This is a genomic window from Rubinisphaera italica, from assembly GCF_007859715.1.
Taxonomy (GTDB): domain Bacteria; phylum Planctomycetota; class Planctomycetia; order Planctomycetales; family Planctomycetaceae; genus Rubinisphaera; species Rubinisphaera italica.
Genome location: NZ_SJPG01000001.1, coordinates 1,382,285 through 1,396,065, shown reverse-complemented (window position 1 = coordinate 1,396,065; position 13,781 = coordinate 1,382,285). Strand labels below are relative to the sequence as shown.

General features: G+C 46.4%; 12 protein-coding genes. 2 read left to right on the top strand and 10 right to left on the bottom strand.

The window, feature by feature from the left end; translation table 11 throughout:
• The first annotated feature begins 148 nt into the window (after positions 1 to 148).
• Positions 149 to 937 carry a 3-keto-disaccharide hydrolase gene (locus Pan54_RS05345; protein ID WP_146502530.1) on the top strand — a complete coding sequence of 263 codons (789 nt, stop codon included), beginning with the start codon at positions 149 to 151 and terminating at the stop codon, positions 935 to 937.
• A 16-nt stretch (positions 938 to 953) separates the two neighbouring features.
• On the opposite strand, the gene Pan54_RS05340 is transcribed toward Pan54_RS05345, so the two are convergent.
• The 9 genes from Pan54_RS05340 to Pan54_RS05300 all read right to left on the bottom strand — a co-directional run bounded on the left by Pan54_RS05340 (position 954) and on the right by Pan54_RS05300 (position 11,177).
• Positions 954 to 1,292 carry a translation initiation factor gene (locus Pan54_RS05340; RefSeq protein WP_146502529.1) on the bottom strand — a complete coding sequence of 113 codons (339 nt, stop codon included), beginning with the start codon at positions 1,290 to 1,292 and terminating at the stop codon, positions 954 to 956.
• Between the two features lie 13 nt (positions 1,293 to 1,305).
• Positions 1,306 to 1,818, bottom strand: coding sequence for a UvrB/UvrC motif-containing protein (locus Pan54_RS05335; protein WP_146502528.1), 513 nt, complete (start codon positions 1,816 to 1,818; stop codon positions 1,306 to 1,308).
• Positions 1,819 to 1,867: 49 nt separating this feature from the next.
• Complete coding sequence (cyaB, locus tag Pan54_RS05330; RefSeq protein ID WP_146502527.1) at positions 1,868 to 2,452, bottom strand: class IV adenylate cyclase; 585 nt, start codon at positions 2,450 to 2,452, stop codon at positions 1,868 to 1,870.
• Positions 2,424 to 2,762: a DUF971 domain-containing protein gene (locus tag Pan54_RS05325; protein ID WP_146502526.1), complete on the bottom strand. Its 339-nt coding sequence runs from the start codon at positions 2,760 to 2,762 to the stop codon at positions 2,424 to 2,426. The genes cyaB and Pan54_RS05325 overlap by 29 nt, the downstream gene beginning before the upstream one ends.
• 88 nt (positions 2,763 to 2,850) lie before the next feature.
• Positions 2,851 to 4,431, bottom strand: coding sequence for a multiheme c-type cytochrome (locus Pan54_RS05320; protein ID WP_146502525.1), 1,581 nt, complete (start codon positions 4,429 to 4,431; stop codon positions 2,851 to 2,853).
• Positions 4,432 to 4,632: 201 nt separating this feature from the next.
• Positions 4,633 to 5,769 (bottom strand): DUF1573 domain-containing protein, encoded by a 1,137-nt coding sequence (locus Pan54_RS05315; RefSeq protein WP_165441595.1) that lies wholly within the window; start codon positions 5,767 to 5,769, stop codon positions 4,633 to 4,635.
• Between the two features lie 171 nt (positions 5,770 to 5,940).
• Positions 5,941 to 8,250 (bottom strand): O-antigen ligase family protein, encoded by a 2,310-nt coding sequence (locus Pan54_RS05310; RefSeq protein ID WP_146502523.1) that lies wholly within the window; start codon positions 8,248 to 8,250, stop codon positions 5,941 to 5,943.
• 1 nt (position 8,251) lies between these two features.
• The gene (locus Pan54_RS05305) at positions 8,252 to 9,409 is read right to left on the bottom strand and encodes an MraY family glycosyltransferase (protein WP_242631224.1); all 1,158 of its coding nucleotides are present in this window, start codon (positions 9,407 to 9,409) and stop codon (positions 8,252 to 8,254) included.
• A gap of 151 nt (positions 9,410 to 9,560) precedes the next feature.
• Positions 9,561 to 11,177: a sulfatase family protein gene (locus Pan54_RS05300; RefSeq protein WP_146502522.1), complete on the bottom strand. Its 1,617-nt coding sequence runs from the start codon at positions 11,175 to 11,177 to the stop codon at positions 9,561 to 9,563.
• 407 nt (positions 11,178 to 11,584) lie between these two features.
• On the opposite strand from Pan54_RS05300, the gene Pan54_RS05295 reads away from it, so the two are divergent.
• Positions 11,585 to 11,782 (top strand): hypothetical protein, encoded by a 198-nt coding sequence (locus Pan54_RS05295; RefSeq protein WP_146502521.1) that lies wholly within the window; start codon positions 11,585 to 11,587, stop codon positions 11,780 to 11,782.
• Between the two features lie 116 nt (positions 11,783 to 11,898).
• Here the strand turns inward: Pan54_RS05295 and Pan54_RS05290 are convergent, their stop codons facing one another.
• Positions 11,899 to 13,569 carry a SpoIIE family protein phosphatase gene (locus Pan54_RS05290; protein WP_146502520.1) on the bottom strand — a complete coding sequence of 557 codons (1,671 nt, stop codon included), beginning with the start codon at positions 13,567 to 13,569 and terminating at the stop codon, positions 11,899 to 11,901.
• Positions 13,570 to 13,781 lie beyond the last annotated feature (212 nt).

The following is a 13,781-nucleotide window of genomic DNA, read 5'->3' as shown; positions in this document are numbered from 1 at the left end:
ACTCTGCCATCGGCCTCAACATGAAGTTGCAATCGGTGTTCAAATAACCTTTTTACAAGTCTTAGGCTACAGACTTGCCGAACGCCCCTGACAGGTTCACAATAAAGCATCAATGCAGAATGATCTGACACCAAATGAGAGGAAAATCATGATTAGAATCTTACTAACTTTCGCGCTCGTCTTCGCAACATTTACAGCACCATCATTTGCGGCTGAGAAAAAAGCCGACGAAAAATGGATCTCCCTTTTCAATGGTAAAGATCTTTCCGACTGGACAATCAAAATCAAAGGCTATCCACTCGGCGAAAACTTTGGGAACACGTTTCGGGTTGAAGATGGACTGATGAAAGTTCGCTACGATCAGTATGACAAATTCGATCGCAAATTCGGGCATATTTTCTACAACAAACCGTTCTCGCATTATGTGCTGCGTGTTGAATACCGCTTTGTTGGTGATCAGGCACCGGAAGGCGAAGGCTGGGCACTCCGAAACAGTGGGGCGATGCTGCATGGAGAAGCTCCGGAAACAATGGGGGTTGATCAGGACTTTCCCGTTTCCATTGAGGTTCAATTTCTGGGTGGTAACGGCAAAGACAAACGAACAACAGCAAACCTCTGCACTCCAGGCACGAATGTTGTGATGGATGGCAAACTCTTTAAACCTCACTGCACCTCTTCAACATCACCGACGTTTCACGGAGATCAATGGGTGACCGTCGAAGTCGAAGTTCGAGGTAATGAAGTGATGAAGCACATCATCAATGGCGAAACCGTACTCGAATACACTCAGCCACAATTGGATGAACGGGATGCCCACCCGAAAGAACTTGCAGAAAAAGCGGGAGACATCATGCTTTCCGGTGGGACAATTTCTCTACAATCAGAAAGTCATCCCATCGATTTTCGAAAAGTTGAGCTGAAAGTCCTTGAAGAATAGAACTCTCACTGAAAATTCAGGTGACCTTGTATCCCATTTCGATCAGTGATTTTCGCACACGGTCGACATGGTCACCCTGAATTTCAATATTGCCCTCTTTGAGTGTTCCACCTGCTCCACAAAGTGATTTCAGCTTTGTGAGCAGGGATTGAACAACATCGTCTTCATTGGCGTGTCCTGAGACGACGGTCACCATTTTGCCTCGTTTACGTTTCTCTGTGAAGACTTTCAGTTTCTGAGAACCAGGCGGAGTGACAGCTTTTGCTTCTGGAGGACAGACGCATTCCGACTCCAGTTCCTCGCATTTCTCACAGCGTGGCGGACGATCAAATTCAGTTCCTGCAAAAAGTCCCATAACGATACTCAATTCATTCAGAATCTGAATTTTCCAGTTCGGTTTCTATCTTCTGAATTTCGTCCCGAATACTGGCAGCTTGCTCATATTCTTCACGCTCGACAGACCGGGTCAAATCTCTACGCAACTGAATCAACCGCAGTTGATTCCCACTGTCGAGTGGTGCCCGTTTCGGCGATTTGCCATGATGAACGGTATCGTTGTGGATATTTTCAAGCAGAGGCAGGAGCCTTTCCCGGAAAGTTTCATAATCGTGAGGGCAACCGAATCGCCCTTTTTCCCGAAACTCGCGGTAGGAAATCCCACAATTGGGACAAATGAGTTGTTCGTCCTCAGCGGCTCTTTCATCCAGGTCTGAGTCCGGCAGCAGCGATTCGACAAAGGCTTCTTCCGGGGATTTCGCCTGCGGCTTTTCCATGTAGTCGTGGAAATGCATTTCACAAAAATGCAGTTCCTTCACATCTCCATTTTTCAATACCGTAACATGATATACGGCTGGTTTGGAGCAGACGGAACATTGTTTCATAAGTCACTCAAATTCAATTCGTTCTTAATATTGCAGTAGAATTATATTGTCACGTATTGGCATTTTTCTTGTCAAGCAGTAACCGCAGATAACTTCTGCGTTCGACCTGCGGGCCTAATGACAACGATTTCGCCAACTCAAGAATTTGCTCGCGAACTTCGTCGACCTGAGATTCCTCGGCTTGTGACTCAATTTCCGCATAATCCCCCAGTTCGCGAACATGATCCAGAACAATTTCGAATTCTCGTTCCGCTTCATTTAAGATGAAGATATTTCTCGATTTGCAAACACGATGAACTGGCTGAAAACTCAATTGCTTCAGGACTTCTTCAAAGCCCGCAAGTGTTTCCGGGCCATCTGCCAGCTGAACTTCAATTTCCTGACGTGTCTTCGTCTCCTGATCGACGAGTGGTCCTTTGTAGGTCACCATATTCTTGGAACCGACACGGCGGATCCGGAACGCTTCATCTGTTTCTGAAAAATCTCGCAACGGATGCGCAAAGTACAAATCTTCCTGCTCGATTGTTTTTTTATAGCGTGCTCCCCGTTCGAGAATTATTTTCCGCAGTGCCTCGAAATTCTCGATAGGATATTTTACTTCGACTTCATAGTGCATCAGTAATCTGGCTCTCACTCTGCGATTCTCGTTGAATCTTTTTCAGGTATTCCCACGTATAAAGCCCTGTGGTATGACCATCACTCCAAAGGATTTTCACGGCATAATTCCCAATCAGTTCCATTTTTTCTGGCTGGATATCTTCTGGGGCATCGTCCACAAAATAGGTCCGCACGCCCGTCATTTCATTCACGCAAACCGCACAAGGGCACAAACCTCTGAGTACGCGAAATGGAATGGCAAAGGGCTTCTCTTGCTCCTGCCAGGTCATTTCGAGCACCTGAGTAGATATCTGGGCTTTGATAGATTCTGGAGGTAAAACAGACATGGAAGAGACTAAACTTTTGATTCGATTATTATTGATATGAAACAGGGGCGATTGAAATGGCCCACAAAATGAACGTTGGCGGTCTTGCTTAATCCTTACCGCGATGGATCACTTTATCCCAGTATTTCACAAAGTTGAATTTCGGACTGTTTTCAAAGTCGTGACACTTGTTACAGACTTGTTTTTCAGCGGTCACAAGATTCACCTTAATGCCCTCACGAGCAGCGATAATTTCAGGTGTACTTTGTCGAGTTTCAGTAAAAATGGCTTCCATTTCTGTATGATGACTGCCTGGGCCGTGACAATTTTCACAGCCTTGACCGGTTAGGTGAGGCGTATCTTCCATATTGACAAAGCCGCCTTCGAAACGAAAGACTTCCTGGGGATTCCAGCCAACAGCATGACAAGCCAAACATTCTGGATCATTAATGCGTGAAATCCATTCTGTTTCCGAATAGTTCTCTTCCCCCTTGATTAACGTCTCGGTCGCATGAGAGTGCTTCGTCGACTTCCACTTCGCATAGGCTTTGGTGTGGCAGGTCCCGCACTTTTCAGAGCCGACAAACGTGTACCCCGAAGGATGGGGCACCGCAGGCTCTGATTCAACGATGTTCTGCTCGCGAAGCAAATCCTGATAGAAGGCCATATGCTCTTCCATAGCTTGTGTTCTTTTGAACCGATCCTTATTGAGATCGACCAATTCAAAGCGGAATTTTTTTTCCTCGTCCGGGAAATACCCCAGCACTCCTGCATATTTCCCTTTGCGTCCTGCTTCCATGACAACGGTTTTACCAACAGTTTCCGTTAATCCATTTGGATCTTCCGGTCCACCGCCAGACAAACAGAGATCGAAATCAGGAATACTTTTTAAAATTAATTCCGTTTCCGATTTTGAAGCCTGTGATAATAAAAACAAAATGTCACATCCCTGCTCTTTTAAGGTTGCGACAATCGGCTTGAGACTGGCAACTGGGTCGTCGATGCGTAACAGGCCATTCGCAGAATTATCCCCTTCCGGGAAGATTTTCGAGGCGAACTTCGAACCAAGCACTCCCGTGACTCCAATTTTCACACCATTGAGTTCGATCACGCGAAAACGAGCAGGGCTGCCGATATCAGGTGTGTCATAGAAGATCACATTCGCGGAGACGTAAGGCAAATCGCCTGCATTCGACATCGTGGAAAAGAGATAGTCGACCTGCAATTTCAAATCAGCTGGCCCAAGGGTCAACGCCTCATAGCCCATGTCATCCAGAGCCGTGTGCATGACACCGAATTTGATTTGATCCTGTCTTCGACTCCGCTTGACGAAATCTCCCAGATCGAGCCCAGCAACTTCCCAGCCTTTATCTTCCCTGAGTTGACGGAACAAATCTGCTCGACGTGAAATGCCGCCCGATTGAGTTTCCGAGCAGCCACAAGGTTCCATATAGCCTTTCTGCTCACCAGTCAGCACCAGGGCAAATTGGGGAGCCTTCCAGCCTGCAACGATTTCTTTCGACTGACTGCCATTCGTGGAACGAACATCCTTCTCTCCCTCATTGCCATTGGAAGTTTGGGCAGGCGGAGAATCTTCCGACCCCATCATCCAACAGCCAGCAGCAATAACCGGTATGAGCAATAGAGGCAGACATTTGAATTTCTGCCGGGATGCCTGTTTTTCCAGCATCAGATCACATTCCTTTGTCGATTAATGAAGTCCTCGGATTCCCATGATCTCACCACATATAATGGCGGCAGATCATTCCATTCTTCTTATTGAAGAGGAATGGAATGGAAATGCTCTTCAGAATGCATCTTATGGTATTCCCGCAAACGAGGCAAATCGAGTTTTGGAATCACTTCGATCAGAAAACCTCAGATCAATGATTTAATAACTTAAGATATGAATTTTGAAGTTCATCTTCCCAATAAGGGGATTATTTGTTGTCACTTCAAGGCGAGCGGGATTGTCTCGATCAAAATTGAGTGGAGGAGAATCGGGCTTAACTGAGATTTTCATTTTGTATCGTTCACGATTTTCAGCTTTGAAATTTTCATCTTTTGTCATTTCAAACGTGAAGAAATCAGGTTCTGCTTTTACATCAAGCACTTCAACCGGCCCATTTTCGTTATCCCGCAGGAACATGGAAAGGTTAACCGTTTTTCCTTCTTCCTTTTCCATGCGTCCCATCACCAGCAACATTTCCGTCGCTTTCCATCCCGCAGGCCCAACGATCTGAATCGGACCGGAATAGAAACCATTGATGCTGAAGAAACCGCTCTGCTCTTCTCCTTTGGCCATCCCTTTCAGTGTGACCGAGGCTTCAAACTCGCCAATTGATGAGTTTGGTTGAACTTCGCCTTGAATCAAATACCCAGCTTTGACATCGTCTTCCTTAAGTTGCTCTGGCGTCATCGGAATAACTTTTACACTGACCAGAGGATTACTCGTTTCTGAATCCTTAAACACAAAATCATCGAGGACTCGCGAAGTAATTTTTCCACTGAAACTGGTCGGTTTATCACGATTCAATTCCCCCAGATTCCAGATCCCAGCCGGCGTGATCTCAAAAGTTTTATCGACGCGCCCGGCTACAGTCAGAGCAATTTCTTTTGCAGTGTTGTCGTTCGTTTTGATGTAGGCAGCCTGACTGAAATTGGGATCCTCGGCTTTCCCGATCCACTCCAGTGTGATCGTTGTCGATTCTCCCGGCGGCACATCCCGTTCTTCAAAATCCGCCATCGTACACTTACATGTCGAGCGATCCTTCACCAGTGTGAGCGTCCCTTCGCCATCATTGTGAATCACAAAATCATGCCTGAGAGTTTCGCCCACTTCCATATTGCCAAACTCATAGAGAGGTTCTTCGAGAACGACTTTGGGTTGTGGTCCGGTCAGATCAATCTGAATTTCTTTTTTCGGCTCGGCAACTTCAATTTTTTCTTCACAGCCACTCGAAACCAAAAACAGCAGTCCCATTATACAGACGATGACCGAAGAGCCCGTGTGAGATGTTTGTATCATTTTCAACCTGTTAAACATGCAAATTCTCGACCGCAACATAAGAAGTTAGAATGACCTGGATTTCCATTACCGGTACTACCCAAGTCTAATAGGTTCTTATCCCGCAACCAACCGATTTCAATAAGTCATCAATTCGGAACTTCTCCCGCACTATTATTTACGTCAATTTGCTCAAGATGTTGGAACCGATCCTGCCGTTTCCATAATTTCCTGCAGCAATTTCAATTGAATCTCATCAAGATATCTGTCCGTATGACCGAATTGATGATTGATCTGATCCAACCTCAACGCTTCTGCAGCAGCAATTTTCGCAGATTCAATTCGATTTGCCATCAAGAAATAATCTGCCAGCTGAACCTGTAACTCTGGTTTGGTGGGGTATCGGCTTACCGCTTGTTTTTGAGATTCGATTGCCGCATCAAGCGATTGTATCGAGCCAGCCCGCTGGTAGTATTCATATTGACAGGCCGCCAGTTCTGCAAAATACTGATATGTCGCAGGATCACGGGAAATCGCCTGTTCGAGCATCTGACAAGCCTCCTGTAATTTTTCAGGATCATCTGACTGCCGTGACTCTTGCCGTAACTGACTGGACAGTTGAAACCAGGGATTCGGATTCCAGCCATCAACGACGATCCACTCCTGAATCGTTCGCCTGTAAGACGAGGACGATTGAGTCTGTGGCAATTTCGACATCGCGACCGATTCCGCCAGACGAGGTCGGATGACACTGGGAATGCTCATCCCGAACATTGCTAAACCGGTTCCCAGCATCAAAAATCCAGACAACCGTGGGTTCACATGCAAAGTTGGACGAATTGGCCTCGTTGAAAAGGCAAAGATTAATATCAACTGCAGGATAATTGGCATTGAAAATCCGCCAGCTCCATGCAGATGAATCACCATCGAAAGAGCTGCCCAGACCAGGACGGTGTCCGGGATTTTCCAGTTCTTCACCAGCCAATTCATTAATAGTGCTGACAATATCATCGCCAGAATCCAGAAACCTGTTTCTTCAAAGTAACGAACCGTTTCCGGAGGAGCCAATAATCCCGAGATCGCGACCGACAAAAAGGCGACTATGATCACGCTTTGTGTAGAAGAGTTCAGTTCTAAAGATTGCAGCTGGTTTCCGGGAGCATTTTTTCTCAGCAGCGAAATAATTCCAAAAACAATTAGGCCGACCATTCCGAACAGTGAAATGAGTCCGCCATTGCTCCAGGCATCGAACCACAAATTATGAGGATCCAGAATTTCCTCGCTGGACTGGGGCAGTTTGAATTCCAGATAATGCTGTCTAAAATTCCCCGGTCCTGCACCAAAGACAAAATGTTTCTGAAGCATTTCCCAAGAGGATTTCCAATAATCGAGGCGGTAAGTTAACGACTTACTCGATTCCATCACCACTTTGAGATCGAGACTTCCTGTCCAGAAGGCGATCCCAACGATGATCAGTATCACAGCAATACCTGCGCCCAGGTATTTGACAAGCACGATTCCTGTGTATTTGACTCGTCCAATATGAAAAACAAGTAAGCCTGCCAGACAGATGAAACTTCCTACCCAGGCTGTCCTGCTTTTTGTCAGGATCAGGCAGTAAGCTAGAAAAACCCAGACCACAATCGAGATTACGAACTGTATTCGGTTGGAAGAATCGACTGCCCGATACATAACGACACCCATCGCCAGCACGAGTGCCAGTGCCAGAAACCCACCAAAGGTATTTGCCAAAGCAAAAAAGCCGAAGGGTTCTCGACTGTCTCTCAATCGCTGCACGAACATCTGCTGAGCGTGCGGTTCCCGTGGAACTCCCATTCGAGACAGTTCACGTTCGACCGCGGACTTCTTCTCAAGGGCGCGTTGCCTCGCGAATTCTGAATTGTTTGAAGATTCCAGATTCTGGACAGCTCTCTGATAATTTTCGATCAGAGGCAAGACTTCCGCTTCAGCTGATGCATAAAAGTAGAAATGTTGATAGATCCCCAGAAAACTCATCAACAAGGCCGTGCCGAGCACAATCACAACCGGCAACTTGATGGAGAACAAAGGAATCAGCCGTCGCATTAACAGAACGGTAATCGCAGTCGCCAGCCATGCCCAAACAAAAAACAACCCGGTTCGTAATTCCCCACCGGTAATCCACATCGAAAAAAATGAGAGCACAGGACCAGCACACAATAAGCTGAGAAAAAGATCAATACCGTCAAATACCAGAGGTTGATCTGAAAATTTATAAATTCCCCAACCAGCAATAGCCAGAATGCCAAACCAGCAACTGTGAATTAGCACCAGATCCCCCTGGCCAACTGACTCCGCGGGCAGAAACAATTGGCACCAGATCAGTGCATTGACCAAACACCAAAAGATCGGCAGCCCATAAGACTGGTTCGGGATTTGTGGAAACTTTTGATCATCGGAACCAGGAACGGCTTTTGACTTCTGCAAACCTTCCCGATGCGGTTTTGATGGTGTAGGTTTCATCTCATTTCTGATCCTGCAAATCGACCGGGCCCTCACTCTGTGAGGCTATCTGTAATTCAGTCCGATGCTCCTTCTGTCGAGCACGCGCTGCTCTACGACCTGCAGTCTCCAGAATTGAGATGATCATGAGGATGCAAACTGTCATTGCAATAACCATCCAGGCAGATCCCCAACCGGGGAGTCGATAGAGCAGTAATGCGGCTATTCCTGTCGTTAAAGTACACAAATAGATGGTTAATACGGCATTCTTCCTCGAGAGTCCCAAGTCGACCAAGCGATGTGAAAAATGATTTTTATCTGGTGCAATTGGACTGAGTCCACGTTTTATTCGAATCACCATGACTGAGATAAAATCGTAAAGTGGAACGGCTAGTACACATAATGGCGCCAACATGACATGCGTATCAGAGCTGGCTTCATCGTAAAACGTGCCTAATACGGTTAAGCATCCCAGCATCAACCCGAGAAATGTACTCCCGGCATCTCCCATGAAGATTTTCGCGGGTGTCCAGTTCCAGATGAGAAACCCGGCACAGGAACCCACAATGACGAGCAACATTCCCGCAACTAGCCAGCGGGGTTCTGAAGTTTGCGACAACATAATGATCGCAAACATGAGCGCAGCGATCAAACTGATGCCTGCCGTCAAGCCGTCCATATTATCGAGAAAATTCAACGAATTGATCAGTAAAACAAGCCAGAAGATTGTCACTATCCAGCCGACTGGAGTGTAGAAGACGAAAACAGTGGCATGCACATCAGCACAAATCACTGCAATCGCCACCATGAATTGAATCATCAGCCGAAACTTCCAGGAGACCGGATGGACATCGTCAACAAGACCAACAATGCTCAATACCAGTCCGGCTGTCAAAATTCCCCACATCTGCGGAGCGCGGTATAATGCACCCGGCAAATGCAGTTTCAAATCGCCGGGAATGAGTGATTGGGGTAAATATCCATGAGAGATAGCCCAGATCACCAGATGAGCGCATGCCAGAGGGATAATCACTCCGCAGACAATCCCGACACCACCTCCGAGGGGAGTCGGCGTAACATGCACTTTCCGCTCAGCGGGTTGATCGACCAGCCCCAGATTGGGAGCCCATTTGATCATCTGCCGGGTAACAATCAGCGAGACCAAAAAGGCTGGAATCACGCATCCCAAAGTGAACCACAATACTCCCAACAGAATCCCCAAGTCTAAATAATACGCAGTCGTAGAAAAACTGATTTCCTATCGGCTGAGCCGATAGTTTTTTGGCCGTGAGTTTCTTAACAATGAAGAGCCTGCTCGACGAAGCTTTTGATTACGATTTGGGATTCTTTTTGTTACCACGAGGCTTCCTGGGAGGAAGTTTCCCCAGCGAAGGAGGATTCTTCGAGACTGAACCCGTATCGTCGGGAACTTCGAGTTCTTCAGCCAGTCGATTCAACTCATATTCAAGTCGCTTCTGCACTTCAGCGTACTCAGGCTGACCGTAGACGCTTTGCATCTCATTGGGATCTTTTTCAAGATCGTACAATTCCCACTCATCGAGATTGTAAAAGTGAATCAGCTTGTAACGATCAGTACGCACCCCTCTATGTCGTCTCACCATGTGAGCCGTTTTCTGATTCTCCTCAAACTCATAATATTGATAATAATGAGCTTGCCGCCAGTCTTCGGGAGTCTCGCCTTCCATTATCGGTAGCAGACTCGCCCCCTGCATCTGTTTGGGTTGATCCAGCCCGGCAATATCGACAAATGTTTCCGCAAAATCGACATTGGAAACGAGTTCTTTGCTCACACTCCCCGGCTGGATATGTCCCGGCCAGCGAGCCAGGAGTGGTTGGCGATAAGATTCCTCATACATGAATCGCTTATCAAACCAGCCATGATCCCCCAGATAAAAACCTTGATCAGAGGAGTAAATCACAATTGTATTTTTCGCCAGTCCAGACTCATCCAGGTAGTCGAGAACACGACCGACATTGTCATCGACTGAGGCGATACAACGCAGATAATCTTTGATGTACCGCTGATACTTCCAGCGCACCAACTCTTTGCCCTGGAGATTTGCCATCTCAAACTTCTTATTTTTAGGCTCGTACGCTTCATTCCAGACCTTCAACTGTTCCTGATTCAGGTAAGGAGGAGGGACAAGTTTCAGATCGCGAGCAGTCATCGTTTTTTCGATGGACATATCCTGTGAATGAGCAGCGGTGCCACGACCGGAATAGTCATCGAACAGATTGTCTGGTTCAGGAATTTCAACATCGTCATACAAATGCAGATAATCGGGCCCGGGACACCATTCCCGATGTGGGGCCTTGTGTTGAAACATCAGCATGAAAGGTTGATTGGAATTCCGGCCCTCTTTCAGCCATTCCATGGCCAAATCGGTAATAATATCTGTCGTGTATCCCGTGTATTTCTTCCGCTCACGATTTCCATCGCCATGATTATCACGCAGCATAACTGGATTGTAATAGGGACCTTGTCCGACCAGGACTTCTGAATAATTGAAGCCCGTCGGATGCATATGCTCACCTAAATGCCACTTGCCAATAATTGCAGTCTGATAACCTGCCATCTGCAACATTTTGGGAAAAGTCAGTTGCGTACCGTCGAATTTATTGCCGTTGCGAAGAAATCCATTTTTATGGCTGTATTTACCCGTCAAAATGACTGCCCGGGAGGGTCCACAAATCGAATTGGTGCAAAAACAATTGTCAAACCTCATTCCCTCGTTGGCAATCCGATCCAAATTGGGAGTGGAGTTAATTTTAGAGCCATAACAACTCATTGCGTGAGAAGCATGATCATCCGTGAATATGAAGACGATATTGGGCTGATCAGTCTCAATACTAGCCTGAACTCCACCAAACACCGTCGTTAATGGACTGACTAAAAAAAGGGCACAAAGTGCAAAATTGACACGCATTAAGGACTCCTTTGTCATTCCGACAATTAAATATCCGGGATCCCCCGGCAGAAAATGAGAAGAACCAAACCTTTTGGAAATCAGCCCACATTGATGATGGCGGGAGGACTCTGGAATCTCAAGCGTTGTAGTGAAATTCGCTTGGAATTCACTGGTTCTTGTTCACTCACCGACACACTCTTCCAATCCTCAACAGACAATTTCTGATCGGCTGCCCGAGAAGATCTTAAACAATTTCTTGTTCATTCAACATTTTGGCGCACAAAGTGCTTGGGTTTGAGTTCGTTAACAGTCGTTCGAATTTTGCAGATTAAACATAATTCCAAATGGCTCCCCTCACTCAATTCACTGTCAAAACGCAACAAATTAAACAATTTAATCAATCATTATCCTAAGGAATCTCTAACATGATCTCGTCGATGGAACTCTCGCAGGCAAACAGCACTGTTGCGAATTCGTCCAATCGCGATGTTCAAGCGATGAATCGCAGCGAATTGATCAAATTGATCGAAGCAGCCCGCATTCCTTTTATTGACGAGTCCCATTTAGGAACTCAAGATACTGACACATTGCAACGTCTGGTTATTCTCTCGCGTCAATCCTGACTTAAGTCAGTAACAACGTCAGACATAACCTGTGTGGCAATACTATTCTCAAAACAATAATGCCTCAGCAACATACAAGTGTTGCTGAGGCATTTTTTATGCGGTTCATGACTCGATTATAACTTACGGCCAAATGACATCAGTGTAATATCATCATTCTGAGGACGTCCGGCAGCATGTCTTTTCACATCTGCCAGAACTTCTTTACCCAAGTCGGTCGCATTGGGAGTTGCCTGCTTCACAAAGTTTCGCAAATGCTCCATGCCGTAAAGTTCATTCTCATAATTCATCGCCTCACTGACACCATCCGTATAAATTGTCAAAATATCGCCTGGTTTGATGCTGTAGGAAACCACTTCATAAGGATAATCTTCGAGCACCCCAATTGGAATTCCAACGGAATCTTCAGAAAACTCGACAACTTGTTTATCAGCCTGCAGAATCATCGGCGACATGTGGCCGGCATTCACACAGGTCATCGTATTATCCTTGAGGTTCAAAACGATGAGGACAAAAGTGACAAACCGTCCTTCTACCGCTTTGGCACACATGTGATTGTTGATTTCACACACTGCTTCACGAGCATCTTTGACGAATGTCATCGTGCTGCGAACCACACTCGAAAGTCGAGACATCACCAGGGCAGCCGGCACACCTTTGCCCGCCACATCGCCAAATGCCAGGCAGAGGTTATCGTCATCGAGTTTAATAATATCGTAGTAATCGCCACCAACTTCCTGTGCTGATTCGTAGGAGGCAAAAATCTCATACTCAGGTATCACAGGGAAATCTTCGGGCAACAATGCGTGTTGGACACTTCTGGCGATTTGCATTTCGCTGTCCTGCTTCTGCTTCTCTGCAAAAGAGACCATCAGTTTCGCAGATTCGTAACTCAAAGCGGCCTGACCAGCAACTGCCAGCAACAAATCCAGATCTTCCTGTCGAAACTGACTGATCGGATTCTGAGTGTCGATATTGATAACTCCCAGGGGCTCGCCCGATAAACCGAGGAGCGGGACACACATCATCGAGCGGATCGTCAGACTGGAAATTGACTCACTGGCTTCGAAACGAGCATCTGTCGCCGCATCGGCTGAGAGAATCCCCTTACGTTCTTCCAGAACGGAATTGAGAATGGTTTTGCTCAATTTGACAGAATCGTCACCCGTGTTATGACGATGCTTGATCGCCCGGGGAACCATTTTCCCGGTTTCTTCATTCTTGATCAGGATACACCCCCGATCGGCATGAGGAAAAATACCGAAAAGAGTATCCAGAATTTTAGGGAGTAACTTCTCGATTTCCGTCGTGCCTGCCAAAGCTCGGCTGATTTCGATGATCGCTTTCAGCTTCACTTCTGGACGAACATCAAGCAAGCCGAAACCAGAGGCATTATCAACCACCCCCATGATGGTTCCAGATTCCGATTCCGTATCAACATCGACACCGAAATCACCATGATCATCATATGTCTCGGCTTCGGGTTCCGTTTTTGAGTGAGCCTCGTCTTCAAAGCGAAGCAAAATTGGCCCCAGCTTCAAACGATCTCCATGAGTGAGGACTTCCGTTTTTTCGATCCGCTTCCCGTTCAGAAACGTACCGTTACCACTTCCCATGTCCTCAAGTTGAAAAGCATTTCCCGAATAAGACACCTTGGCATGGCGACGGGAAACCATATTTGAGTCCAATTGCAGATCGCATTCTGGCAATCGGCCAATGACAACATCGTTTTCAGGCAGCAGATGTGGGACCGCCTGACCCCCCTGAAGAATTACCAGCTTAGGCATAACGACACTCTGTTTAATCTTTGAGGCTGTCTTACAGACGCTCTCAAACGGAAATGAATAGATAGGATGAAACCAATGATCACTGAAGTTTAACCAGTGAACACCGACTATCCAATTCATAGTTCAATAAATTTTGATCAAACGTCCGCTGAATTAAATCATTGTGCACAACTATTTGATAGTCATAAGCAAGCATTGTTATGAAGGAGTGC